The 24,261-nt window shown below is 59.4% G+C and carries 21 protein-coding genes; 9 read left to right on the top strand and 12 right to left on the bottom strand.

The genetic code is table 11. The features are described 5' to 3' along the window. Positions 1 to 137 precede the first annotated feature (137 nt). The 7 genes from HU759_RS18535 to HU759_RS18505 all read right to left on the bottom strand — a co-directional run bounded on the left by HU759_RS18535 (position 138) and on the right by HU759_RS18505 (position 7,986). Positions 138 to 560: a GNAT family N-acetyltransferase gene (locus HU759_RS18535; RefSeq protein ID WP_017137513.1), complete on the bottom strand. Its 423-nt coding sequence runs from the start codon at positions 558 to 560 to the stop codon at positions 138 to 140. Beyond that, positions 553 to 1,719 carry a cupin domain-containing protein gene (locus HU759_RS18530; protein ID WP_017137512.1) on the bottom strand — a complete coding sequence of 389 codons (1,167 nt, stop codon included), beginning with the start codon at positions 1,717 to 1,719 and terminating at the stop codon, positions 553 to 555. The genes HU759_RS18535 and HU759_RS18530 overlap by 8 nt, the downstream gene beginning before the upstream one ends. Before the next feature lie 85 nt (positions 1,720 to 1,804). Then, positions 1,805 to 3,175, bottom strand: a complete 1,371-nt coding sequence (purB, locus tag HU759_RS18525) for an adenylosuccinate lyase (RefSeq protein WP_170040222.1) — start codon at positions 3,173 to 3,175, stop codon at positions 1,805 to 1,807. Positions 3,176 to 3,298: 123 nt separating this feature from the next. Then, positions 3,299 to 3,922 carry a high frequency lysogenization protein HflD gene (gene hflD, locus HU759_RS18520; protein ID WP_017137510.1) on the bottom strand — a complete coding sequence of 208 codons (624 nt, stop codon included), beginning with the start codon at positions 3,920 to 3,922 and terminating at the stop codon, positions 3,299 to 3,301. Continuing rightward, complete coding sequence (mnmA, locus tag HU759_RS18515; RefSeq protein ID WP_017137509.1) at positions 3,919 to 5,043, bottom strand: tRNA 2-thiouridine(34) synthase MnmA; 1,125 nt, start codon at positions 5,041 to 5,043, stop codon at positions 3,919 to 3,921. The genes hflD and mnmA overlap by 4 nt, the downstream gene beginning before the upstream one ends. Positions 5,044 to 5,102: 59 nt before the next feature. Continuing rightward, positions 5,103 to 5,549 (bottom strand): NUDIX hydrolase, encoded by a 447-nt coding sequence (locus HU759_RS18510; protein WP_169988258.1) that lies wholly within the window; start codon positions 5,547 to 5,549, stop codon positions 5,103 to 5,105. A 211-nt stretch (positions 5,550 to 5,760) separates the two neighbouring features. Beyond that, on the bottom strand, positions 5,761 to 7,986 hold the full coding sequence (locus HU759_RS18505; RefSeq protein WP_170040220.1) for an NADP-dependent isocitrate dehydrogenase: 2,226 nt from the start codon (positions 7,984 to 7,986) through the stop codon (positions 5,761 to 5,763). Between the two features lie 493 nt (positions 7,987 to 8,479). Between HU759_RS18505 and icd the strand changes: the two genes are divergently transcribed. Beyond that, positions 8,480 to 9,736 (top strand): NADP-dependent isocitrate dehydrogenase, encoded by a 1,257-nt coding sequence (icd, locus tag HU759_RS18500; protein ID WP_017137506.1) that lies wholly within the window; start codon positions 8,480 to 8,482, stop codon positions 9,734 to 9,736. Positions 9,737 to 9,814: 78 nt separating this feature from the next. On the opposite strand, the gene HU759_RS18495 is transcribed toward icd, so the two are convergent. Continuing rightward, the gene (locus HU759_RS18495; protein ID WP_099548040.1) at positions 9,815 to 10,126 is read right to left on the bottom strand and encodes a cold shock domain-containing protein; all 312 of its coding nucleotides are present in this window, start codon (positions 10,124 to 10,126) and stop codon (positions 9,815 to 9,817) included. A gap of 225 nt (positions 10,127 to 10,351) precedes the next feature. On the opposite strand from HU759_RS18495, the gene clpS reads away from it, so the two are divergent. Both clpS and clpA read left to right on the top strand, forming a co-directional pair. Further along, on the top strand, positions 10,352 to 10,720 hold the full coding sequence (gene clpS, locus HU759_RS18490; protein ID WP_005789091.1) for an ATP-dependent Clp protease adapter ClpS: 369 nt from the start codon (positions 10,352 to 10,354) through the stop codon (positions 10,718 to 10,720). A gap of 29 nt (positions 10,721 to 10,749) precedes the next feature. Next, positions 10,750 to 13,020, top strand: a complete 2,271-nt coding sequence (gene clpA / locus HU759_RS18485) for an ATP-dependent Clp protease ATP-binding subunit ClpA (RefSeq protein ID WP_053256828.1) — start codon at positions 10,750 to 10,752, stop codon at positions 13,018 to 13,020. Positions 13,021 to 13,256: 236 nt separating this feature from the next. On the opposite strand, the gene infA is transcribed toward clpA, so the two are convergent. From infA to aat, 3 genes are all read right to left on the bottom strand, one after another. Next, positions 13,257 to 13,475: a translation initiation factor IF-1 gene (gene infA, locus HU759_RS18480; RefSeq protein ID WP_002553999.1), complete on the bottom strand. Its 219-nt coding sequence runs from the start codon at positions 13,473 to 13,475 to the stop codon at positions 13,257 to 13,259. 100 nt (positions 13,476 to 13,575) lie between these two features. Then, complete coding sequence (locus tag HU759_RS18475; RefSeq protein ID WP_017137504.1) at positions 13,576 to 14,283, bottom strand: arginyltransferase; 708 nt, start codon at positions 14,281 to 14,283, stop codon at positions 13,576 to 13,578. Between the two features lie 56 nt (positions 14,284 to 14,339). Beyond that, positions 14,340 to 15,020 carry a leucyl/phenylalanyl-tRNA--protein transferase gene (gene aat, locus HU759_RS18470; protein ID WP_017137503.1) on the bottom strand — a complete coding sequence of 227 codons (681 nt, stop codon included), beginning with the start codon at positions 15,018 to 15,020 and terminating at the stop codon, positions 14,340 to 14,342. Between the two features lie 494 nt (positions 15,021 to 15,514). Between aat and HU759_RS18465 the strand changes: the two genes are divergently transcribed. The 6 genes from HU759_RS18465 to cysG are packed head-to-tail and all read left to right on the top strand — an operon-like array spanning position 15,515 to position 23,014. Then, positions 15,515 to 17,920 carry a DNA translocase FtsK gene (locus HU759_RS18465; RefSeq protein WP_069788233.1) on the top strand — a complete coding sequence of 802 codons (2,406 nt, stop codon included), beginning with the start codon at positions 15,515 to 15,517 and terminating at the stop codon, positions 17,918 to 17,920. A 54-nt stretch (positions 17,921 to 17,974) separates the two neighbouring features. Next, the gene (lolA, locus tag HU759_RS18460) at positions 17,975 to 18,598 is read left to right on the top strand and encodes an outer membrane lipoprotein chaperone LolA (RefSeq protein WP_186617697.1); all 624 of its coding nucleotides are present in this window, start codon (positions 17,975 to 17,977) and stop codon (positions 18,596 to 18,598) included. Positions 18,599 to 18,625: 27 nt separating this feature from the next. Further along, positions 18,626 to 19,948, top strand: a complete 1,323-nt coding sequence (locus HU759_RS18455; RefSeq protein ID WP_099548025.1) for a replication-associated recombination protein A — start codon at positions 18,626 to 18,628, stop codon at positions 19,946 to 19,948. Beyond that, positions 19,948 to 20,322, top strand: a complete 375-nt coding sequence (gene crcB, locus HU759_RS18450) for a fluoride efflux transporter CrcB (protein ID WP_017137499.1) — start codon at positions 19,948 to 19,950, stop codon at positions 20,320 to 20,322. The genes HU759_RS18455 and crcB overlap by 1 nt, the downstream gene beginning before the upstream one ends. Before the next feature lie 16 nt (positions 20,323 to 20,338). After that, positions 20,339 to 21,619 (top strand): serine--tRNA ligase, encoded by a 1,281-nt coding sequence (gene serS, locus HU759_RS18445; protein WP_017137498.1) that lies wholly within the window; start codon positions 20,339 to 20,341, stop codon positions 21,617 to 21,619. Continuing rightward, a complete protein-coding gene (cysG, locus tag HU759_RS18440) occupies positions 21,620 to 23,014 on the top strand; it encodes a siroheme synthase CysG (protein ID WP_186617696.1) in 1,395 nt (464 codons plus the stop codon). It begins immediately after the preceding gene. Positions 23,015 to 23,181: 167 nt separating this feature from the next. Here the strand turns inward: cysG and HU759_RS18435 are convergent, their stop codons facing one another. Continuing rightward, entirely contained in the window at positions 23,182 to 24,177 is a 996-nt protein-coding gene (locus HU759_RS18435) for a glutathione S-transferase family protein (protein ID WP_186617694.1), read from the bottom strand. Positions 24,178 to 24,261: the final 84 nt, after the last annotated feature.

Raw genomic sequence — 24,261 nt, 5'->3', positions numbered from 1 at the left:
GACGGCAAAATGCCCTGGCAGGCAGGGCATTTTGGGTGTTGCTGATGGCGCTATCGCAGGCAAGCCAGCTCCCACATTTGGAATGCATTCCCCTGTGGGAGCTGGCTTGCCTGCGATAAGGGCGACTCGATCTCGAATCAGCCCTCGCGCACCATATCAACGTGCGGAATCCCGACTTCCAGGAATTCGTCACTGACGATCTTGAAACCCAGCCGCTCATAAAACGGCGCCGCATACACCTGCGCACTCAGGAACTGCCTGGTCTGGCCACGTTTTTCGGCCTCGCCGATCACCGTTTCCATCAGCTTGTCGCCGACCTTCAGTCCGCGCCAGTCCTTGAGTACCGACACGCGACCAATCTCGCCGCTGGGCAGCAGGCGAGCGGTGCCAATCGGAAAATCGCCTTCGAATGCAAGAAAATGCATTGCGTCGGCGTCATCCGCATCCCATTCCAACTCTGGTGGAACCGATTGTTCAGCGATAAACACCGCCTCACGAATGCGCCGAATCTCAGCGATATCCTTTTGCCAGTCCGCGACACTTACGTGAATCTTATTCATCGGCAAATCCCAGGCTTCCTTGCTTGACCAGTTCGCACAGCAGGTCACGACCGTCTTCGTCGGCCAGCCAGGTGCCGAGGTTTTCGCTGTGCAGGGCGTCGGCCGAGCAGACCAGTTTCAACAGTTCGCGCAGTTTGCCTGGCAGATAACGGCTCTGGCCGCTGGCAAACAGCAGTACGTCATCGTCCACTTCCGACCACGCCATGCGCGCGCTCGGGTTGCGCACCAGAATCGCGCCGTTTTCCAGGCTGCTGATAAAGTCTTCTTCGCCCAATTCTTCACCGGCGACCAGTTCCGGGTACCGCGGCTCGGTCATGAACTGGCCGAACCAGGTCAGCAGCATGCGCTCGTCGCTCATGTGCTCGGCCAACAGACCTTTGAGGCGGTCGAGTGCATCCGCCTGAATCTGGTGCGGGTCGCTGACTGGTTGGGCGTCGGCGTCCGTGTAGCGCTCTTCATCGGTCAGGTACTGGCTGAGGAAGTCGGTGAAGTGGGTCAGCACTTCGGCGGCGCTCGGTGCGCGGAAGCCCACCGAATAGGTCATGCAGTCATCTTCGGCGATGCCGAAGTGCGCCAGACGCGGCGGCAGGTAAAGCATGTCGCCCGGTTCCAGCACCCATTCTTCGCTCTGTTCGAATTCTGCGAGGATGCGCAGGTCGGCGTGCTGCAGCAGCGGGCTTTCGGAATTGCACATCTGGCCGATTTTCCAGTTGCGCTTGCCTTGGGCCTGCAGCAGGAACACGTCGTAGTTGTCGAAGTGCGGGCCAACACTGCCGCCGGGTGCGGCGAAGCTGATCATCACATCGTCGATGCGCCAGCTGGGCAAAAAGCGGAAGTGCCCGAGCAATTCGGCAACTTCGGGTACGAACTGGTCGACTGCCTGCACCAGCAGGGTCCACTCACGCTCTGGCAATGTGCTGAACGCATCTTCGGCGAACGGCCCGCGGCGCAGTTCCCATGGGCGCTCGCCGTGTTCGATTACCAGGCGCGATTCAACTTCTTCTTCCAGGGCCAGGCCGGCCAGTTCGTCGGCGTCAATCGGGCTTTCGAAATCAGGGATGGCCTGACGGATCAGCAGCGGTTTTTTCTGCCAGTAGTCGCGCAGGAATTCGCGTGCCGTGATGCCGCCCAGAAGTTGAAGAGGAATATCAGGATTCATGTGTAACCTATTGAAAAAAAGCGCTTTTAAGACAGGAATAAAAACGCCCGGCGCGGCCGGGCGTCTCAAGAGGGCTTGCGCTAAATCAGATGCGCTTGGCTTGGGCCACCGCATTGCCGATGTAGTTGGCCGGGGTGAGCAATTTCAGCTCGGCCTTGGCGGCGGCTGGCATGTCCAGGCCGTCGATGAAAGTTTGCAGCGCCTCAGGGCTGATGCCCTTGCCGCGCGTCAACTCTTTCAGCTTCTCGTACGGGTTTTCGATGTTGTAGCGGCGCATTACGGTCTGGATCGGCTCGGCCAGCACTTCCCAGCACGCATCCAGGTCAGCGGCGATCTTCTGCGCGTTGAGCTCAAGCTTGCTGATGCCTTTGAGGCTGGCTTCGTAGGCGATCACGCTGTGGGCAAAGCCCACGCCGAGGTTACGCAGTACGGTGGAGTCGGTCAGGTCGCGCTGCCAGCGCGAGATCGGCAACTTGCTGGCCAAGTGCTGGAACAGGGCGTTGGCGATGCCGAGGTTGCCTTCGGAGTTTTCGAAGTCGATCGGGTTGACCTTGTGCGGCATGGTCGACGAACCGATCTCGCCGGCGATGGTGCGCTGCTTGAAGTAGCCCAGGGAGATGTAGCCCCAGATATCGCGATCGAAGTCGATCAGGATGGTGTTGAAGCGCGCAATGGCGTCGAACAGTTCGGCGATGTAGTCGTGCGGTTCGATCTGCGTGGTGTAGGGGTTGAAGCCCAGGCCCAGCTCGTCTTCGATGAAGGCGCGGGCATTTTCTTCCCAGTCGATTTCCGGGTAGGCCGACAGGTGGGCGTTGTAGTTGCCCACGGCGCCGTTGATCTTGCCCAGCAGCGGCACGGCGGCGACTTGAGCGATCTGGCGCTCCAGGCGATACACCACGTTGGCCAGTTCTTTGCCCAAAGTGGTCGGCGAAGCTGGTTGGCCGTGGGTGCGCGACAGCATCGGCACGTCGGCGAAACGGATGGCCAGTTCGCGGATGGCGTCAGCGGTCTGGCGCATCAGCGGCAGCATCACGTCATCACGGCCTTCGCGCAGCATCAGGGCGTGGGACAGGTTGTTGATGTCCTCGCTGGTGCAGGCAAAGTGGATGAACTCGCTGACCTTGGCCAGTTCCGGCAGCTTGGCCGCTTGCTCTTTGAGCAGGTATTCGATGGCTTTAACGTCGTGGTTGGTGGTGCGCTCGATCTCTTTCACACGCTCGGCGTGCTCCAGGGAGAAGTTTTCCGCCAGGGTGTTCAATACAGCGTTGGCTTCGGCGGAAAACGCCGGCACTTCGCTGATGGCAGGGTGAGCGGCCAGGCGCTGGAGCCAGCGCACTTCAACCAGAACACGAGCACGGATCAGACCGTATTCGCTGAAAATAGGGCGCAGGGCCTGGGTTTTGCCGGCGTAGCGGCCGTCAACAGGGGAAACCGCAGTGAGCGAAGAGAGCTGCATGGGGTGTTCTCGGACAGTCGGGCAACGAAATGGGGCGCGTATCATACATGAAAAAATCCGCCGGTCCGTCGCCAACTGACCGGCGTATTACGCGTGAGGCTATAAAAAACGGGTCGCTGCGACTTATTCGTTGCGCATCAACGGGTAAAGCTCTTTGAGCAATTTGCGTCGGCTGATCACCAACTGCCAGCGATGACCGCCCAACTGGCGCCACAACCGCGCCGAACGAATGCCGGCCAGGAGCAGGGCGCGGATTTTCGAGGCGTTGTTCGGTTGTTGCAGGTTGCGCATGTCGCCGTGCACCTGGATGCGTTGGCGCAAGGTGCTCAACGTGTCCTGGTACAGCGCGCCACAGGCGGCAATCACGTTTTCGTGGGCCGGGCCGAAGTGCTCCACCTGGGACTGAATCTGCGGCAGGCGTTTGCCGATGGTTTCGAGCAGGTCGTCACGCTTGGCCAGTTGCCGTTCAAGTCCGAGCATCGACAGCGCATAGCGCAACGGCTCACGTTGCAAGGTGCTTGGGTCGCGCTCCAGGGCGCCGATCAGCGCGCGGTAGCCTTCGCGTAGCGCCAGATCATCACCGCCGTAGACTTCCAGTGTGTCCTTGGGGTCGCGAATCAGCAGGCTGCCGAGCATGCAGGTCAGGCCTGCCTCGGTCACCTGGCCGGTCTTGGCAATCTTGTCGACCAGCACCGCGGCGAGGAAAACTCCGCCGAGCGCCGTCAATTGCTCCTGGGTCGGGCTCATGCCGGGTTGCTCCAGGCTTCGGCGACTTCAATCACGCCGCCACCCAGGCAGATTTCACCGTCATAGAACACCACCGATTGGCCGGGCGTGACCGCGCGTTGCGGGTCATCGAACGTGGCGCGGTAGCCGCTGGCGGTTTTTTCCAGGGTGCAGGGCTGGTCGCTTTGGCGATAGCGCACTTTGGCGGTCAGGCGGCGTGGCGTGCTCAGGTCGATCGGGTTGACCCAATAGATTTCCGAGGCCAGCAGCGCGCCCGAGAACAGTAGCGGGTGCTCGTTGCCCTGGCCGACGACCAGCACGTTGTTTTCCAGGTCCTTGACCAGCACGTACCAGGGTTCTTCACCGGCGTCTTTAAGGCCGCCGATGCCCAGCCCCTGACGCTGGCCAATGGTGTGGTACATCAAGCCATGGTGACGGCCGATCACTTCACCGTCGGTGGTTTTGATCTCGCCAGGTTGTGCCGGCAGGTATTGCTTGAGGAAGTCGCTGAAGCGGCGCTCGCCGATAAAGCAGATCCCGGTGGAATCCTTCTTCTTGGCGGTAGCCAGGCCGTGTTTTTCGGCGATCTTGCGCACTTCGGGTTTTTCCAGCTCGCCGACCGGGAACAGGGTCTTGGCGATCTGTTCACCGCCCACGGCGTGCAGGAAGTAGCTCTGGTCCTTGTTCGGGTCCAGGCCTTTGAGCAGTTCGGTACGGCCATCGATATCGCGACGGCGCACGTAATGGCCAGTGGCAATCAGGTCGGCGCCGAGGATCATGGCGTAGTCGAGGAACGCCTTGAACTTGATTTCGCGGTTACACAGGATGTCCGGGTTCGGCGTACGGCCGGCCTTGTATTCGGCCAGGAAGTGCTCGAACACATTGTCCCAGTACTCGGCGGCGAAATTGGCGGTGTGCAGCTTGATGCCGATCTTGTCGCACACGGCCTGGGCGTCGGCCAGGTCGTCCATGGCGGTGCAATATTCCGTTCCATCGTCTTCTTCCCAGTTCTTCATGAACAGGCCTTCCACCTCATAACCCTGCTCCATGAGCAGAACGGCGGAAACGGAAGAATCCACGCCGCCGGACATGCCGACGATGACGCGCTTCTTTTGTGTGTCAGAAGGGGCTGGATCACGCATAGGGTTTCAACGGGTGTCTTGAAAAAGGACGCGATTCTAACAGGCTCACGCCCGCAAGGCTAAAGAGAAGGGCGGATCAATTCGAGGCTATGGCGCTGGCCGGCCAGATAATCATCGATACAGCGGATGATCAGCTCACTGCGCCAGTCGTCGCGCAGGGCCATCAGCTCCTCACGGGTCAGCCAGCGGGCGCGGACGATGCCTTCATCGAGCTGGTAGTCGGGGTGATGTTTCAAGGCCTTGGCGGTAAAACACACGCGCTGATAAGTCACGCCATTGCTGGGAGCGGTGTACAGGTAGATGCCGACAATGCCGGTGGCCTCGACGTCCCAGCCGGTTTCTTCGAGGGTTTCACGCACGGCAGCTTCGGTGAGGGTTTCATGCGGGTCCAGATGGCCGGCCGGCTGGTTGAGCACGGCGCGGCCGCCCTTGAGTTCCTCGACCATCAGGAAGCGGCCGTTGTCTTCGACGAGGGTGGCGACGGTGATGTGGGGTTGCCAGGTCATAGGTGCCTCAATGTGTAGTGACTGAAGAAACTCGTTCAGTGTGGGAGCTGGCTTGCCTGCGATAGCAGTCTGTCAGTTGACCCAGATGCAGCTGAACCACCGCTATCGCAGGCAAGCCAGCTCCCACATTTGATCGGGGTTGTTCAATGAAATCGGGGGCACAAACAGAAACCCCGGCACGGGGCCGGGGCTTCTTTGCATCCTTACAACCTTACTTCAACTTGGCAATGGCCGCGTTGAGGGTGTTGCTTGGGCGCATGGCTTTGCTGGTCAGCTCCGGGTTCGGCGCGTAGTAGCCGCCGATGTCCACTGGCTTGCCCTGTACGGCGTTCAGCTCGGCAACGATGGTTGCCTCGTTGTCGGCCAGGGTTTTGGCCAGTTCGCCAAACTGCGCTTGCAGTGCAGCATCTTCAGTCTGTGCGGCCAGGGCTTGAGCCCAGTACAGCGCCAGGTAGAAGTGGCTGCCGCGGTTGTCGATGTTGCCGACTTTGCGCGATGGCGACTTGTTGTTGTCCAGGAACTGGCCAGTGGCCTGGTCCAGGGTCTTGGACAGCACCAGGGCTTTCGGGTTGTTGTAGGTGACACCCAAATGCTCAAGGGACGCGGCCAGGGCCAGGAACTCGCCCAGGGAATCCCAGCGCAGGAAGTTCTCTTCAACCAGTTGCTGCACGTGCTTTGGAGCCGAACCGCCGGCGCCGGTTTCGAACAGGCCGCCGCCGTTCATCAGCGGCACGATCGACAGCATCTTGGCACTGGTGCCCAGTTCCATGATCGGGAACAGGTCGGTCAGGTAGTCACGCAGAACGTTACCGGTCACCGAGATGGTGTCCAGGCCCTTGCGGGTGCGCTCCAGGGTGAACTTCATCGCGTCGACCGGCGACATGATGCGGATGTCCAGGCCTTCGGTGTTGTGGTCTTTCAGGTAAGCCTGAACTTTCTCGACCACCACGCCATCGTGGGCACGCTTAGGGTCCAGCCAGAAAATGGCCGGGGTGTTGCTGGCGCGAGCACGGTTGACGGCCAGTTTGACCCAGTCCTGGATCGGCGCGTCTTTGGTCTGGCACATGCGGAAGATGTCGCCGGCTTCGACAGCCTGTTCCATCAGCAGGTTGCCCTTGCTGTCGGTGACGCGGACCACGCCGTCAGCCTTGATCTGGAAGGTCTTGTCGTGGGAACCGTACTCTTCGGCTTTTTTCGCCATCAGGCCAACGTTCGGCACGCTGCCCATGGTGGTTGGGTCGAAGGCGCCATTGGCCTTGCAGTCTTCGATCACTGCCTGGTAGATGGTGGCGTAGCAGCGATCCGGGATCACGGCCTTGGTGTCGTGCAGTTGGCCGTCGGTGCCCCACATTTTGCCTGAGTCACGGATCATGGCAGGCATCGAGGCGTCGACGATAACGTCGCTCGGCACGTGCAGGTTGGTAATGCCTTTGTCCGAGTTGACCATGGCCAGGGACGGACGAGCGGCGTACACCGCCTGGATGTCGGCTTCGATCTGCGCTTGCTGATCGGCCGGCAGGGCCTTGATGCGGGCGTACAGGTCGCCGATGCCGTTGTTCAGGTTAAAGCCGATCTGCTCCAGCACGACAGCGTGCTTGGCCAGTGCGTCTTTATAGAACTCGGCAACGATCTGGCCGAACATGATCGGGTCGGAGACCTTCATCATGGTGGCTTTCAAGTGGACCGACAGCAGTACGCCTTGTTTCTTGGCGTCTTCGATTTCAGCGGCGATGAAGCTGCGCAGGGCATTCTTGCTCAGCACGGCGGTGTCGATGATCTCGCCAGCCTGCAAGCTGGTTTTTTCTTTCAGGACGGTAGCGGTACCGTCCTTGGCGATCAGTTCGATCTTGACGGCGTCAGCCGCTTCGATCTGTACGGCTTTCTCGCTGCCGTAGAAGTCGCCGTTGCTCATGTGGGCCACGTGGGACTTGGAGTCCGCAGCCCAGGCGCCCATTTTATGCGGGTGCTTGCGCGCGTAGTTCTTGACCGACGGCGGTGCGCGGCGGTCGGAGTTGCCTTCGCGCAGTACCGGGTTCACGGCGCTGCCCTTGACCTTGTCGTAACGTGCGCGGGTTTCTTTTTCCGCGTCGGTGGTTACGGTTTCCGGGTAGTCCGGCAGGGCGTAGCCCTGGGCCTGCAGTTCCTTGATCGCCGCTTGCAGCTGCGGGGTCGAAGCACTGATGTTAGGCAGCTTGATGATGTTGGCTTCAGGCGTAACGGCCAGGTCGCCCAGTTCGGCGAGGTGGTCCGGGATAGCCTTGGTGCCCAGTTGCTCGGGGAAGCTTGCGAGGATGCGCGCGGCCAGGGAAATGTCGCGGGTTTCCACGGCAATATCAGCGGAAGCGGTGAAGGCCTCTACGATAGGCAGCAGTGAATAGGTGGCGAGGGCTGGGGCTTCGTCGGTGAAGGTGTAGATGATCTTCGAGCGGGTGGGCATATTCGGATTAACTCTCTTCTTTGCTGAAAGCGTGCGCAGAAACTCGAGATGCGCCGGGTGGAGCGCGTTCGTTCAAAGTCATCCATGAGCGAAATGTCGAGGTTTCTTCGCGGTGATGTTGGGTTGCATCAGTCGAGCGTCAAGCGGGTGGACTATTGTATTAGTCCTGCTTTGTAGCGTAAGGCTTTGTTCTAGAGCGGTCCGCCGTCGTGACTCTTTGGTCAGCGGCGGCATTATACATAGGTCGCTATGCTTACGCCGAGCCTTCATACAAAAGGTGTGTCGTCCATTGGTCTAAAGGTCGCAGGGCCCAGACTGCGACCAAAGTCGCACGATGTGCTCAAGATTGGCGATTTTGTCTTTGCTTTCAGGCTTGTAGGCGACAAATTATGCTGTTTTCGATGCAAATGAGCATGGCGTGAGGTTTCAGTCGCCATTTATCTGGAGTAGGCTCGAACGCAGCCAGATGTTCAATCCATAGATGGAGTTCAGCATGGGATACAAGAAGATTCAGGTTCCGGCAGTCGGCGACAAAATCACCGTCAATGCAGACCATTCTCTCAATGTTCCTGACCAACCGATCATCCCTTATATAGAAGGCGACGGTATTGGCGTCGACATCAGCCCGGTGATGATCAAGGTGGTCGACGCAGCTGTTGAAAAGGCCTACGGCGGAAAACGCAAAATCTCCTGGATGGAGGTGTATGCCGGCGAGAAGGCGACTCAAGTCTACGACCAGGACACCTGGCTGCCCCAGGAAACCCTGGATGCGGTCAAGGATTACGTGGTTTCCATCAAAGGCCCGCTGACCACGCCGGTTGGCGGCGGCATCCGTTCGCTGAACGTGGCCCTGCGTCAGCAGCTCGATTTATATGTGTGCCTGCGCCCGGTGCGCTGGTTTGAAGGCGTGCCCAGCCCGGTCAAGAAGCCTGGCGACGTCGATATGACCATCTTCCGTGAAAACTCCGAAGACATTTACGCCGGTATCGAGTGGAAGGCTGGTTCGCCGGAAGCCATCAAGGTGATCAAGTTCCTCAAGGAAGAAATGGGCGTTACCAAGATCCGTTTCGACCAGGACTGCGGCATTGGCATCAAGCCGGTTTCCAAGGAAGGCACCGAGCGCCTGGCGCGCAAAGCCCTGCAATATGTAGTGGATAATGATCGTGATTCGCTGACCATTGTGCACAAAGGCAACATCATGAAGTTCACCGAGGGTGCCTTCAAAGAGTGGGCCTACGGTATTGCCGAAAAAGAATTTGGCGCGACCCTGCTCGACGGCGGCCCGTGGATGCAGTTCAAAAACCCGAAGACCGGCAAGAATGTGGTGGTCAAGGACGCGATTGCCGATGCCATGCTCCAGCAGATTCTACTGCGCCCGGCGGAATATGATGTGATCGCCACGCTTAACCTCAACGGTGACTACCTGTCTGACGCGCTGGCGGCGGAAGTGGGTGGTATTGGTATTGCGCCGGGGGCCAATCTCTCCGACACCGTGGCAATGTTCGAGGCCACCCACGGTACTGCGCCTAAATATGCCGGCAAGGATCAGGTCAACCCGGGTTCGCTGATCTTGTCGGCGGAAATGATGCTGCGGCACATGGGCTGGACTGAGGCGGCGGATTTGATCATCAAAGGCACCAATGGCGCGATTTCGGCGAAGACCGTGACCTATGACTTTGAGCGTTTGATGGATGGCGCGAAGCTGGTGTCGTCGTCAGGGTTTGGTGATGCGTTGATTGCGCATATGTAAAGCGCTGCTGTAAAAAAGCCGGCCATTCTGATGACTCAGAATGGCCGGCTTTTTTGTGTCGTATTGCTTAAGGCGTTATCAGGCCGTTTGTTTCTTTTTTGATGGGGTGGCCTGACTTGTCCTGGGCTTTGTTTCGTGCGTTTCGTCGTGGATTGTTCCCGATGTAACTGCGCAGGCTGCACAAATTTCGACGGCGTGCAGCCCTTTCGGCCCTTGAATGATTAAAAACTCCACAGGCTGGCCCGCTTTTAGGGTCTTGTACCCATCCATGGTAATCGCTGAATAATGCGCGAAGAGGTCTTCTCCGGATTTTCCATCTGCGTTGATGAACCCATATCCCTTGGCGTTGTTAAACCATTTGACCTTGCCACTGACCTTGACGCCAGACATAACCATATCCCTCTGCACCAGACTCCATCACTGGAGTATCATCCAGTTTATCCGTCCTAACCCGAATAAATAAGGTTGACTGCGCGGACCTTTTTTACCCACTGTGGGTTCTATTGGTTGTAACACCGTTTCGCCGATAGTCAAGGCGACCAACCGGTCAGTAGTTGAAAATCTGACAGGTCGCCCCCACCACTGTATTTGAACCACTGACGAACCTTTCTTTCCATGCATGCAAACAGCCAGATTCGACTAACATTCAATCAGGATCGCCCGGATCAGGAACACGATGACGACGGTTCTGCAGGCATTGCTGTCCAGGAGGCGAAGCCTGCTCTTCAGGCGCCGCCGATGTACAAGGTGGTTTTGTTTAATGATGACTACACACCGATGGATTTCGTCGTCGAAGTGCTCGAGGTGTTTTTTAACCTGAACCGCGAGCTGGCGACCAAGGTAATGCTGGCCGTTCACACAGAAGGACGGGCAGTATGTGGAGTGTTTACCCGTGACATCGCCGAGACAAAGGCCATGCAGGTCAACCAGTACGCCAGGGAAAGCCAGCATCCGCTACTCTGTGAAATCGAGAAGGACGGTTAACGCCGACCACTTGGGTATGAGGTGAAGCTATGTTAAACCGCGAGCTCGAAGTCACCCTCAATCTTGCCTTCAAGGAGGCTCGTTCGAAGCGTCATGAGTTCATGACCGTCGAGCACCTGCTGCTGGCACTTTTGGATAACGAAGCTGCCGCCACCGTTCTGCGTGCGTGCGGCGCCAACCTCGACAAACTCAAGCATGACCTGCAGGAGTTCATCGACTCCACCACGCCACTGATCCCCGTGCATGACGAGGACCGTGAGACCCAGCCAACCCTGGGCTTCCAGCGGGTATTGCAGCGTGCTGTCTTCCACGTACAGAGCTCCGGTAAGCGTGAGGTCACGGGCGCCAATGTGCTTGTGGCGATTTTCAGCGAACAGGAAAGCCAGGCAGTGTTCCTGCTCAAGCAGCAGAGCGTTGCCCGTATTGATGTCGTCAACTACATCGCCCACGGTATCTCCAAAGTGCCAGGGCACGGCGATCATTCCGAGGGTGAGCAGGATATGCAGGACGACGAGGGCGGTGAGTCTTCTTCTTCGGGCAATCCACTGGATGCCTATGCCAGCAACCTTAACGAACTGGCGCGCCAGGGGCGGATTGATCCGCTGGTGGGGCGTGAGCTTGAGGTTGAGCGTGTAGCGCAGATCCTCGCGCGTCGTCGCAAGAACAATCCGTTGCTGGTGGGTGAGGCCGGCGTGGGTAAAACCGCAATTGCCGAAGGCCTGGCCAAGCGCATCGTTGATAACCAGGTGCCTGATCTGCTGGCCAACAGCGTCGTCTACTCCCTTGATCTTGGCGCATTGCTCGCCGGGACCAAGTACCGTGGCGATTTCGAGAAGCGCTTCAAGGCGCTGCTCGGCGAGCTGAAAAAACGCCCGCAGGCGATTCTGTTTATCGATGAAATCCACACCATCATTGGCGCCGGCGCGGCGTCCGGTGGGGTGATGGACGCCTCCAACCTGCTCAAGCCGTTGTTGTCGTCGGGTGATATCCGCTGCATTGGCTCGACCACGTTCCAGGAATTTCGCGGGATTTTCGAAAAAGACCGTGCCCTGGCGCGTCGTTTCCAGAAGGTCGACGTCTCCGAGCCTTCGGTTGAAGACACCATCGGCATCCTGCGCGGCCTCAAGGGACGCTTCGAGGCGCATCACGGCATCGAGTACACCGATGAAGCCCTGCGCGCTGCTGCTGAGCTGGCGTCGCGCTACATCAATGACCGGCATATGCCGGACAAGGCCATCGATGTGATCGACGAGGCGGGTGCCTACCAGCGCCTGCAGCCGGTCGAGAAGCGTGTGAAGCGCATCGACGTGCCTCAAGTCGAGGACATCGTGGCCAAGATCGCACGTATTCCACCCAAGCACGTCAACAGTTCCGACAAGGAACTGCTGCGTAACCTGGAGCGCGACCTCAAGCTCACGGTGTTCGGCCAGGATGCCGCTATCGACGCGCTGTCCACCGCAATCAAGCTCTCGCGTGCAGGCCTCAAGTCGCCGGACAAACCGGTCGGATCGTTCCTGTTCGCAGGCCCGACCGGCGTCGGCAAGACCGAAGCAGCGCGGCAATTGGCCAAGGCCATGGGTATTGAGCTGGTGCGTTTCGACATGTCCGAATACATGGAGCGCCACACCGTGTCGCGCCTGATCGGCGCGCCTCCGGGCTATGTCGGGTTCGACCAGGGCGGCCTGCTGACCGAAGCCATCACCAAGCAGCCACACTGCGTGTTGTTACTCGATGAAATCGAGAAGGCTCACCCGGAAGTCTTCAACCTGCTGCTGCAGGTCATGGACCACGGTACCCTGACCGACAACAACGGGCGCAAGGCGGACTTCCGCAACGTCATCGTGATCATGACCACCAACGCCGGTGCCGAGACTGCTGCGCGAGCCTCTATTGGCTTTACGCATCAGGATCACTCGTCCGATGCGATGGAAGTGATCAAGAAGAGCTTCACGCCGGAGTTCCGCAACCGTCTGGACACCATTATCCAGTTTGGTCGCCTCAGCCATGAGGTCATCAAAAGCGTGGTGGACAAGTTCCTTACCGAGCTTCAAGCGCAGTTGGAAGACAAGCGCGTGCAGCTTGACGTAACGGACGCGGCGCGCAACTGGCTGGCCCAGGGTGGCTACGACTCGGCAATGGGCGCTCGTCCAATGGCGCGTCTGATCCAGGACAAGATCAAGCGGCCACTGGCCGAAGAGATCCTGTTTGGCGAGCTTTCCGACCATGGTGGCGTGGTGCACATCGACCTGAAGGATGGCGAGCTGACCTTCGAGTTCGAAACCACCGCCGAAATGGCCTGATAGCTGATCGCAACACAGTAAAAAGGCGCCCAAGGGCGCCTTTTTGCTGTCTTGAATACGCTGGAGATCTACTGTGGGGGCTGGCTTGCCTGCGATAGCGGTGGGTCAGCTGAAGAATATTTTCCTGATAGACCGCCATCGCAGGCAAGCCAGCTCCCACAGGGATTTGTGGTGTTGAACAAAATTGCGCACACACAAAAACGCCCGGTATAACCGGGCGTTTTGTATTGACTTGCTTAACGAGCGCGGTAAGTGATGCGCCCTTTGCTCAAGTCATAGGGCGTCAGCTCGACGCGCACTTTGTCACCGGTAAGAATACGAATGTAGTTCTTGCGCATCTTGCCGGAGATATGCGCGGTTACGACGTGCCCATTTTCCAACTCCACACGAAACATGGTGTTGGGCAGGGTGTCGACGACAGTGCCTTCCATTTCGAAGCTGTCTTCTTTCGACATGCAGTAAAGCCCTCGGTATCCAGTGAATGGCCCGGTGCAACTGCGCCAGGCAAAAGCGGCGTGCATTGTGCCCGAAAAAGGGTGTTTAAGCCAAGGGGTTCTAGTTAAGCGTTACCCATCTTTGATTAATCAGTAGCTCAATAGGCCGATATTGGGTCTTGTAGTTCATCTTTTTGCAGTTCTTGATCCAGTATCCGAGGTACACCGCCTCCAGTTCCAGGCGCGCGGCTTCACCGATTTGCCACAAAATCGCAAAGCGCCCAAGGCTGCGGCGTTCTTCGGCCGGCTCGTAGAAGGTGTAGACCGCCGACAGGCCGTTGGGCAGCAGGTCGGTCACGGCCACCGCCAACAGGCGGCCGTCCAGGCGGAACTCATAGAAGCGCGAGAAGGGCAGGTCGCGCACCAGGAAGGTCGAAAACTGATCGCGGCTGGGCGGGAACATATCGCCGTCCGCATGGCGTTGTTCGATGTAGCGTTGGTAAAGATCGAAATATTCTTCGCTGTACTGCGGCTTGGTGGCCGTGACCGTCAGGTCGGCGTTACGTTTGAGGATGCGTTTCTGGTTGCGGTCCGGCAAAAACTGCGCAACCGGGATGCGTGCAGGCACGCACGCATTGCAGTTCTGGCAATGGGGCCGGTACAGATGATCGCCGCTGCGCCGAAAACCCATCTCTGAGAGGTCGGCATACACATGCACGTCCATCGGCTGGCTGGGGTCGAGGAACAGTGTGGTGGCCTGCTCGTCAGGCAGATAGCTGCAAGAGTGAGCTTGAGTGGCATAGAACTTCAAGCGTGCCAGCTCGGTCATGATCAACCCTCGGGATAAGCTTTGAAATAAGTGTAAGCCAGGTACGAGGAAGTCGCCTAGGAAACCCACGGGCCAGAGCTGGGCTGGTCTAAATGGTTACGCAGGAAGCCGGCAAATTCACTGCGCGGTATGGCGCGGGCGCCGAGGCTGTGCAGGTGATCATTGGGCATCTGGCAGTCGATCAGTACAAAACCCCAGGCCTGCAACTGGCGGGTCAGCGTGGCAAAGCCGAACTTGGAGGCATTGTCGGCGCGGCTGAACATCGATTCGCCAAAAAATAACTGGCCCATTGCCAGGCCATACAGGCCGCCGACCAGCTTGCCTTCATCCCATACTTCGACGGAATGCGCGTAGCCGCGCCGGTGCAGCTCCAGGTAGGCGCTTTGGATACCTTCGGTGATCCAGGTGCCGTCTGCATAAGCGCGGGGCGCGGCGCAGGCCTGGATGACGGCGGCGAAGTCCTGATCAAAGGTCACGCTGTAGCGCTGCTGACGCAACAGTTTGCCGAGGCTGCGTGACACGTGCAGCTCGTCGGGGAATATCACCGTGCGCGGGTCTGGAGACCACCAGAGGATCGGCTGGCCGTCGGAGAACCACGGGAAACAGCCATGGCGGTAGGCCTGGATCAGTCGCTCGGCCGACAGGTCGCCACCGGCGGCCAGCAAGCCATTGGGTTCGCGCATGGCTTTGGCCAGCGGCGGGAAAGTCAGGGAATCGCGTTGCAACCAGGTCAGCATGGTATCCAGGCTTACGGTAGGGGAGGGGAGTGGCAGGTATGACGCCTGCCGCATGTGGGATGATTATTGTCGACATGGCGCTGTGGGGCCAGCCCGAATCGGGCATCCGCGCGCAATAGCGTTAATAGGTGTTTCTGCAACTCTACCCTTTGGGCGCGGTCGTAATCGGGTCTGGGCCATGCAGGCCAATTGCCAAGCTTGCCTGCTTTGATAAAAACAGCGCATAAGCCTTTGTCAGCAAAGACAATGCGTGCTCAAATTGAACAGGCTATGACACATCATCTGTGCAGGCCACCGGGTGAGGGCAAGTACGTGGCATCGTCGACGCAAACCCGTACAATGCGGGCATTGTGGCGTTTTCGCCCTTTCACCTGTTCATCACCCAATGTTAAAAGTAGTTTCAGCGACATTCGTTCATTTTTCAGCTGCTCGGATTGAGCAGTGTGCAGTCATTCAACAGATGGACGCGCTAAAGGCGCAGGAATAGACCCGTTTTGAAGAAATCCGCCGCAACACCTAAAGCAGCAGTCGTGCCGGCCTGGCGCCAGCACCTGCATTATCGACTCAAGGAAGGCGCGCTGATCGCTATCGGCGCCCTGTGCCTGTTCCTGATGATGGCCTTGCTTACCTATGGCAAGGACGATCCGGGCTGGAGCCACAACAGCAAGATCGAAGACGTGCAGAACTTCGGCGGCCCCGCCGGTTCCTACAGCGCCGATATCCTGTTTATGGTGCTGGGCTACTTCGCGTATATCTTCCCGTTATTGCTGGCGATCAAGACCTGGCAGATCTTCCGCCAGCGTCACGAACCGTGGCAGTGGAGCGGCTGGCTGTTCTCCTGGCGCCTGATCGGCCTGGTGTTCCTGGTGTTGTCCGGCGCGGCGCTGGCGCACATTCATTTTCATGCACCTACCGGCTTGCCGGCGGGCGCGGGCGGGGCGTTGGGCGAAAGCCTCGGCGACCTGGCGCGCAAGACCCTGAATATCCAGGGCAGCACCTTGATGTTTATCGCGCTGTTCCTGTTCGGCCTCACTGTGTTCACCGACCTGTCGTGGTTCAAGGTGATGGACGTGACCGGCAAGATCACCCTGGACCTGCTCGAATTGTTCCAGGGCGCCGCCAACCGCTGGTGGTCGGCCCGGGTCGATCGCAAACGCATGGTCGCGCAACTGCGTGAGGTGGACACCCGCGTTAACGAAGTGGTGGCCCCGAGTACGCCGGACCGCCGCGAGCAAGCCAAGGTCAAGGAACGCCTTATCGAGCGCGAGCAAGCCCTGAGCAAGCACATGTCGGACCGCGAGAAGCAGGTGCCGCCGGTGATTGCCCCGGCACCGCCCAAAGCGCCGGAGCCGAGCCATCGTGTGCAGAAAGAGAAGCAGGCGCCGTTGTTCGTCGATAGCGCCGTAGAGGGCACCTTGCCGCCGATCTCGATTCTCGACCCGGCCGAAAAGAAACAACTCAATTATTCTCCGGAATCCCTGGCGGCCGTCGGCCACCTGCTGGAAATCAAGCTCAAGGAATTCGGCGTCGAAGTCTCGGTGGATTCGATCCACCCAGGCCCGGTGATTACCCGTTACGAAATCCAGCCGGCAGCCGGCGTCAAGGTCAGCCGTATCTCCAACCTGGCCAAAGACCTGGCCCGTTCCCTGGCCGTGACCAGTGTGCGTGTGGTGGAAGTGATACCCGGCAAGACCACCGTCGGCATCGAGATTCCCAACGAAGATCGTCAGATCGTGCGCTTCTCCGAAGTGCTCTCGACCCCGGAATACGACAACTTCAAATCGCCGGTCACCCTGGCCCTCGGCCACGACATCGGCGGCAAGCCGGTGATCACCGACCTGGCAAAAATGCCGCACTTGCTGGTGGCCGGTACCACCGGTTCCGGTAAGTCGGTGGGCGTGAACGCGATGATTCTGTCGATCCTGTTCAAGTCCGGCCCGGATGACGCCAAGCTGATCATGATCGACCCGAAGATGCTCGAATTGTCGATCTACGAAGGCATCCCGCACCTGCTGTGCCCGGTGGTGACCGATATGAAGGACGCCGCCAACGCCTTGCGCTGGAGCGTCGCCGAGATGGAGCGTCGCTACAAGCTGATGGCGAAGATGGGCGTGCGTAACCTGTCGGGCTTCAATGCCAAGGTCAAGGAAGCCCAGGACGCCGGTACACCGCTGACCGACCCACTGTACAAGCGCGAAAGCATTCACGACGAAGCGCCGCTGCTGACCAAGCTGCCGACCATCGTGGTGGTGGTCGATGAATTTGCCGACATGATGATGATCGTCGGCAAGAAGGTGGAAGAACTGATCGCGCGTATCGCCCAAAAGGCCCGTGCGGCCGGTATTCACTTGATCCTCGCCACCCAGCGGCCGTCGGTGGATGTGATCACCGGCTTGATCAAGGCCAACATTCCAACGCGGATGGCGTTCCAGGTTTCCAGCAAGATCGACTCGCGCACTATCATCGACCAGGGCGGCGCCGAACAACTGCTGGGTCACGGTGACATGCTCTATATGCCTCCGGGCACCAGCCTGCCAATCCGGGTTCACGGCGCCTTCGTCTCCGATGATGAAGTTCACCGCGTGGTGGAAGCCTGGAAGCTGCGCGGCGCGCCGGAATACAACGACGACATCCTCGCAGGCGTCGAAGAGGCCGGCAGCGGCTTCGACGGCGGTAGCAGCGGTGATGACGATGCCGAAACCGACGCGCTCTACGACGAAGCCGTGGCATTCGTACTCGAAAGCCGTCGCGCTTCGATCTCTGCGGTGCAGCGCAAGCTCAAAATCGGTTACAACCGCGCCGCCCGCATGATCGAATCCATGGAAAACGCTGGCGTCGTAACCGCCATGAACACCAACGGTTCGCGTGAAGTCATCGCTCCCGGGCAGATGCGCGACTGATTCCGTGCTGCGTGACAACACGCAGCGCGCCCTGACGACTCAATGAGGATTCCCATGCGCTTTATCCGCATGCTGTTGTTGCCGGCACTGGCCCTGACTGCTATTTCGGCCCACGCTGATCCGGCCTCGGTGGCCAGCCTGACTAACCTGCTGGACAAGTCCAAGACCCTGACCGCACGCTTCTCCCAGTTGACCCTGGATGCCGGCGGCACCCAGTTGCAGCAAACCGAAGGCGAAATGGCCGTACAGCGTCCTGGTCTGTTCTACTGGCACACCGAAGGCAAGGCCGAGCAGACGATTGTTTCCGATGGCCAGAAGGTCACCCTGTGGGACCCGGACCTGGAGCAGGCGACCATCAAGAAGCTCGACCCTCGTTTGAACCAGACGCCGGCGCTGCTGCTGTCGGGCGATGTATCAAAGATCAACGACAGCTTCGATATCACCTCCAAGCAAACCAGCAACGTGATCGAGTTCACCCTCAAGCCTAAATCCAAGGACACGCTGTTTGACAGCCTGAACCTGTCGTTCGGCAATGGCGTGATCAACAACATGCGCCTGATCGACAGCGTGGGCCAGCGGACCGATATCCTGTTCTCCGGCGTCAAGGCTAACCAGCCAGTGGACGCATCCAAGTTCAAGTTCGTCATCCCCAAGGGTGCCGACGTGATCCAGGAATAACCTGTCTAGAGGTTTCAAACGCTGCCCATGGATTTGTTTCGAAGTGACCCGATTGCTCAGCCTTTGGCGGCGCGTTTGCGCTCGACCAACCTGGATGAGTACGTCGGGCAGGAACACCTGCTCGCTCGCGGCAAGCCTTTGCGTGAAGCCCTGGAGCAGGGTGCGCTGCACTCGATGATTTTCTGGGGGCCGCCGGGCGTGGGTAAAACCACCCTGGCGCGGCTGCTGGCGAAAGTCTCGGATGCACATTTCGAAACGGTTTCGGCGGTACTGGCCGGGGTCAAAGAGATTCGCCAGGCGGTAGAAGTTGCCAAGCAACAGGCTGGGCAATACGGCAAGCGCACCATCCTGTTTGTCGACGAAGTGCATCGTTTCAATAAGTCGCAGCAAGACGCGTTTTTGCCGTATGTCGAAGACGGTACGTTAATCTTTATTGGCGCTACCACCGAAAACCCTTCGTTTGAACTCAACAATGCCTTGCTCTCGCGAGCGCGTGTCTATGTGCTCAAGAGCCTGGACGAAGCGGCGATGCAAAAGCTGCTGCATCGTGCCCTGAGCGAAGACAAGGGCTTGGGCAAGCGCCAGCTGAGTGTCAGCGAAGAAGGCTTCAAAATTCTGCTGGCCGCCGCCGATGGCGATGGTCGCCGCTTTCTGAACCTGCTGGAGAATGCCTCGGATTTGGCCGAAGACGGCAGTGAGATTGGCGTCGACCTGTTGCAAAGCCTGCTCGGCGACACGCGCCGCCGTTTCGACAAGGGCGGCGAAGCCTTTTACGATCAGATCTCGGCACTGCACAAGTCTGTGCGCGGCTCCAACCCCGACGGCGCGTTGTACTGGTTTGCACGCATGATCGACGGCGGCTGCGACCCGCTGTACCTGGCGCGCCGCGTGGTACGCATGGCCAGCGAAGACATCGGCAACGCCGACCCGCGCGCCCTGAGCCTGTGCCTGGCCGCCTGGGATGTGCAGGAGCGCCTCGGCAGCCCGGAAGGCGAGCTGGCCGTGGCCCAGGCCATCACCTACCTGGCCTGTGCGCCAAAAAGCAACGCGGTGTACATGGGCTTCAAATCCGCCCTGCGCGCCGCTGCCGAATACGGCTCCCTTGAAGTGCCGATGCACCTGCGCAATGCGCCGACCAAGCTGATGAAACAATTGGGGTATGGCGACGAGTATCGCTATGCCCACGATGAGCCGGACGCCTACGCGGCCGGCGAAGACTACTTCCCCGATGAGCTTGAGCCCTTGCCGCTGTATCAGCCGGTGCCGCGTGGCCTGGAGCTGAAAATCGGTGAAAAGCTCAATCACCTGGCCCAACTCGACCGTCTCAGCCCAAAACAGCGGAGAAAGTAGTGCTCAAGACCATTCTTGCCGTGTCCGCCGCGGGCATCGCTGGTACATTATTGCGTTTCGCCACTGGCACTTGGGTCAGCGCCAATTGGCCGAAGCATTTTTATGCGGCCACTCTTGCGGTCAACCTGGTGGGTTGCCTGATTATCGGCCTGTTGTACGGCTGGTTCCTGTTGCGCCCCGAAGTGCCGATTGAGGTTCGCGCCGGCTTGATTGTCGGTTTTGTAGGCGGTCTTACGACCTTTTCATCCTTTTCACTGGATACGGTGCGCCTGCTGGAAAGCGGGCAAGCTTTGGTAGCTTTCGGTTACCTGGGCATCAGCGTGTTCGGCGGGCTGCTCGCCACCTGGGCTGGCCTGTCCTTGACCAAACTTTGATAAACGAGAGACCGACATGCTCGATTCCAAACTGTTACGTAGCAACCTTCAGGACGTAGCGGACCGCCTGGCATCCCGTGGCTTTGCCTTGGATGTTGCGCGCATCGAAGCGCTGGAAGAACAGCGCAAGACCGTCCAGACCCGCACCGAAGCACTGCAGGCTGAGCGTAATGCGCGTTCCAAATCCATCGGTCAGGCCAAGCAGCGTGGCGAAGACATCGCGCCGTTGATGGCGGACGTCGAGCGCATGGGCACCGAGCTGTCCGACGGCAAAGTCGAGCTGGAAGGCATTCAGACCGAGCTGGATTCGATCCTGCTGGGCATCCCGAATATTCCGCACGAATCCGTGCCCATTGGTGAAGACGAAGACGGCAACGTCGAAGTGCGCCGTTGGGGCACGCCAAAAGCCTTTGATTTCGAGATCAAGGATCACGTTGCGTTGGGCGAACTGACCGGCGGCCTGGATTTCGAAACGGCCGCCAAAATGTCCGGCGCACGCTTTGCTCTGCTGCGCGGCCCGATCGCGCGCATGCACCGTGCCCTGGCGCAGTTCATGATCAACCTGCACACCGCTGAACACGGCTACGAAGAAGCCTACACGCCGTATCTGGTGCAGGCGCCGGCGCTGATGGGCACCAGCCAATTGCCTAAGTTCGAGGAGGATCTGTTCAAGATCAGCCGCGACGGCGAAGCCGACCTGTACCTGATCCCGACCGCCGAAGTGTCGCTGACCAACATCGTCGCCGGCGAAATCCTCGACGCCAAGCAGCTGCCGATCAAGTTCGTGGCCCACAGCCCGTGCTTCCGTAGCGAAGCCGGCGCTTCGGGGCGTGACACGCGCGGCATGATCCGCCAGCACCAGTTCGACAAAGTTGAAATGGTGCAGGTTGTTGAACCGTCGACCTCCATGGAAGCCCTGGAAGGCCTGACCGCCAACGCCGAGCGCGTCCTGCAACTGCTGGAGCTGCCTTACCGTGTACTGGCGCTGTGCACCGGCGACATGGGTTTCAGCGCTGTAAAAACCTACGACCTCGAAGTGTGGGTGCCGAGCCAGGACAAGTACCGCGAAATTTCGTCGTGCTCCAACTGCGGTGATTTCCAGGCCCGTCGCATGCAGGCGCGTTTCCGTAACCCGGAAACCGGCAAGCCGGAACTGGTACACACCCTCAACGGTTCGGGCCTGGCCGTAGGCCGTACCCTGGTGGCCGTGCTGGAAAACTACCAGCAGGCCGACGGTTCCATCCGCGTGCCGGAAGTGCTCAAGCCGTACATGGGCGGCGTTGAGGTCATCGGCTAAATGGAATTTCTGCCGCTGTTTCATAACCTGCGCGGCAGTCGTGTGTTGGTCGTCGGTGGCGGGGAGATTGCCTTGCGCAAATCCCGGCTGCTGGCCGACGCCGGTGCGTTGCTGCGGGTGGTTGCTCCCCAGATCGAAGACCAGTTGCGAGAACTGGTGCTGGGCAGTGGCGGGGACCTGATTCTGCGCGGTTATCAGGAGGCAGACCTTGACGGCTGCGTGCTGATTATCGCGGCCACGGACGACGAGCCGCTGAACGCGCAAGTGTCCAGCGATGCCAAGCGTCGCTGCGTACCGGTCAATGTGGTGGACGCGCCAGCCTTGTGCAGCGTGATCTTCCCGGCGATTGTCGACCGTTCACCCTTGGTGATTGCGGTGTCCAGCGGCGGCGATGCGCCGGTGCTGGCGCGTTTGATCCGCGCCAAGCTGGAAACCTGGATTCCGTCGACCTATGGCCAATTGGCCGGTTTGGCAGCGCGTTTTCGCGCCCAGGTCAAAGGTTTGTACCCGGATGTGCAGCAGCGTCGGGCCTTTTGGGAAGAAGTGTTCCAAGGCCCGATCGCCGACCGTCAATTGGCTGGGCAGGGCGATGAAGCTGAGCGTCTGTTGATCGAAAAGGTCAACGGCGCGCCGCCGCACGCGCCGGGCGAGGTCTATTTGGTGGGTGCAGGCCCAGGTGACCCGGACTTGCTGACCTTCCGCGCCTTGCGTCTGATGCAGCAAGCCGATGTGGTGCTGTATGACCGCCTGGTGGCCCCGGCGATTCTTGAGTTGTGCCGCCGTGATGCCGAGCGTATCTATGTCGGCAAGCGTCGCGCCGACCATGCCGTGCCGCAGGATCAGATCAACCAGCAACTGGTGGACCTGGCCAAGCAGGGCAAGCGCGTGCTGCGACTCAAAGGTGGCGATCCGTTCATCTTCGGCCGTGGCGGCGAAGAGATCGAGGAACTGGCGGCCCATGGCATCCCGTTCCAGGTGGTGCCGGGGATTACGGCGGCCAGCGGTTGCGCGGCGTATGCGGGGATTCCGCTGACGCATCGTGACTATGCGCAGTCGGTGCGCTTTATCACCGGGCACTTAAAGAACGGGACGTCGGACCTGCCTTGGCAGGACCTGGTAGGGCCGTCGCAAACGTTGGTGTTCTACATGGGCCTGATTGGCTTGCCGATCATCTGTGAGCAACTGATCAAGCACGGGCGCGCGGCGGATACACCGGCGGCGTTGATCCAGCAGGGCACCACGTCCAACCAGCGCGTGTTTACTGGCACGCTGGCGGACTTGCCACGCATGGTGGCGGAGCATGAAGTGCATGCGCCGACACTGGTGATTGTCGGTGAGGTGGTGGTGTTGCGCGAGAAGCTCAAGTGGTTTGAAGGCGCGCAATCCCAGGTCTGACATCGCCGCTGTGGTGAGTGATCTTAATGTGGCGAGGGAGCTTGCTCCCGTTGGGCTGCGAAGCGGCCCTAAAACCAAACACCGCGTTTTGCCTGGCAGAACGCGGTGTTTTTATTGGGGCCGCTTCGCAGCCCAACGGGAGCAAGCTCCCTCGCCACAAGGTGTTTTCAGTTCCAGACACCTTTACCGCTCAACCGCGCCCGATCATGCTCGGCATCAAACCTCTGCAATGGCCCCTTCGGCACAATCCCGGTCGGGTTGATCGTCCGATGGCTCGCATAGTAATGCCCCTTGATATGCGCAAAATCCACCGTCTCGGCCACGCCCGGCCACTGATACAACTCCCTTAGCCAGTTCGACAAGTTCGGATAATCGGCAATCCGCCGCAGGTTGCATTTGAAGTGGCTGTAATACACCGCATCAAAGCGAATCAGCGTGGTGAACAGCCGCACATCGGCTTCGGTCAGGTATTTACCGGCCAGGTAGCGCTGCTCAGCCAAGTGCTGTTCCAGGCGATCCAATTCGGCAAACACATCATCAAATGCACTTTCATACGCCTGCTGCGAGGTGGCAAACCCTGCCCGGTACACGCCATTGTTCACTGCGGGGTAGATGCGCTCGTTCAGCGTATCGATTGTCGAGCGCAGGGCTTCGGGGTAGAAATCCAGAGTATTGCCGGTCAACCGGTTAAACGCGCTGTTGAACATGCGGATGATCTCCGCCGATTCATTGCTGACGATGCGCTTGAGCTTTTTGTCCCACAGCACTGGCACGGTGACACGCCCGGTGTAGGTGGCGGTATCGGCGGTGTAGCGCTGGTGCATGAAGTCGAAACCGTCGAGTTTGTCGCCGGTCGAGCCGTGAGCCTTGTCGAAGGTCCAGCCATTTTCGAGCATCAGCCAACTGACCACGGACACGTCGATCAAACTTTCCAAGCCCTTGAGTTTGCGCAGGATCAGCGTGCGATGCGCCCACGGGCAAGCCAGGGACACATACAGGTGGTAACGACCGGCTTCGGCCTTGAAACCGCCGTCGCCGCTGGGGCCAGGCTCGCCATCGGCGGTCACCCAGTTGCGGCGTTGCGCCTGCTCGCGCTGGAACGCGCCGTCTGCGCTACTTTCGTACCACTGGTCTTTCCAGTGTCCTTCGATCAGCAAACCCATGACTGGCTCCTTGGCTAATAAGCGTTGGAGCCCAGTCTAAAGGGATGAGTTCGAACTAAAAGCGCAAAGACCGGGCGGGAATCA

This window comes from Pseudomonas sp. OE 28.3 (assembly GCF_014268205.2).
Lineage (GTDB): Bacteria > Pseudomonadota > Gammaproteobacteria > Pseudomonadales > Pseudomonadaceae > Aquipseudomonas > Aquipseudomonas edaphica.
This window is presented reverse-complemented; position numbering and strand designations above follow the sequence as displayed.

Coding starts and splice junctions, on each gene's coding strand:
- HU759_RS18505 (WP_170040220.1), bottom strand. CDS start 7,986: ATGCCCACCCGCTCGAAGATCATCTACACCTTCACCGACGAAGCCCCA.
- HU759_RS18535 (WP_017137513.1), bottom strand. CDS start 560: ATGAATAAGATTCACGTAAGTGTCGCGGACTGGCAAAAGGATATCGCT.
- HU759_RS18435 (WP_186617694.1), bottom strand. CDS start 24,177: ATGGGTTTGCTGATCGAAGGACACTGGAAAGACCAGTGGTACGAAAGT.
- lolA (WP_186617697.1), top strand. CDS start 17,975: ATGCGCTTTATCCGCATGCTGTTGTTGCCGGCACTGGCCCTGACTGCT.
- infA (WP_002553999.1), bottom strand. CDS start 13,475: ATGTCGAAAGAAGACAGCTTCGAAATGGAAGGCACTGTCGTCGACACC.
- clpS (WP_005789091.1), top strand. CDS start 10,352: ATGCATGCAAACAGCCAGATTCGACTAACATTCAATCAGGATCGCCCG.
- HU759_RS18475 (WP_017137504.1), bottom strand. CDS start 14,283: ATGACCGAGCTGGCACGCTTGAAGTTCTATGCCACTCAAGCTCACTCT.
- cysG (WP_186617696.1), top strand. CDS start 21,620: ATGGAATTTCTGCCGCTGTTTCATAACCTGCGCGGCAGTCGTGTGTTG.
- clpA (WP_053256828.1), top strand. CDS start 10,750: ATGTTAAACCGCGAGCTCGAAGTCACCCTCAATCTTGCCTTCAAGGAG.
- HU759_RS18530 (WP_017137512.1), bottom strand. CDS start 1,719: ATGAATCCTGATATTCCTCTTCAACTTCTGGGCGGCATCACGGCACGC.
- HU759_RS18495 (WP_099548040.1), bottom strand. CDS start 10,126: ATGTCTGGCGTCAAGGTCAGTGGCAAGGTCAAATGGTTTAACAACGCC.
- purB (WP_170040222.1), bottom strand. CDS start 3,175: ATGCAGCTCTCTTCGCTCACTGCGGTTTCCCCTGTTGACGGCCGCTAC.
- aat (WP_017137503.1), bottom strand. CDS start 15,020: ATGCTGACCTGGTTGCAACGCGATTCCCTGACTTTCCCGCCGCTGGCC.
- icd (WP_017137506.1), top strand. CDS start 8,480: ATGGGATACAAGAAGATTCAGGTTCCGGCAGTCGGCGACAAAATCACC.
- serS (WP_017137498.1), top strand. CDS start 20,339: ATGCTCGATTCCAAACTGTTACGTAGCAACCTTCAGGACGTAGCGGAC.
- HU759_RS18455 (WP_099548025.1), top strand. CDS start 18,626: ATGGATTTGTTTCGAAGTGACCCGATTGCTCAGCCTTTGGCGGCGCGT.
- hflD (WP_017137510.1), bottom strand. CDS start 3,922: ATGAGCCCGACCCAGGAGCAATTGACGGCGCTCGGCGGAGTTTTCCTC.
- mnmA (WP_017137509.1), bottom strand. CDS start 5,043: ATGCGTGATCCAGCCCCTTCTGACACACAAAAGAAGCGCGTCATCGTC.
- HU759_RS18510 (WP_169988258.1), bottom strand. CDS start 5,549: ATGACCTGGCAACCCCACATCACCGTCGCCACCCTCGTCGAAGACAAC.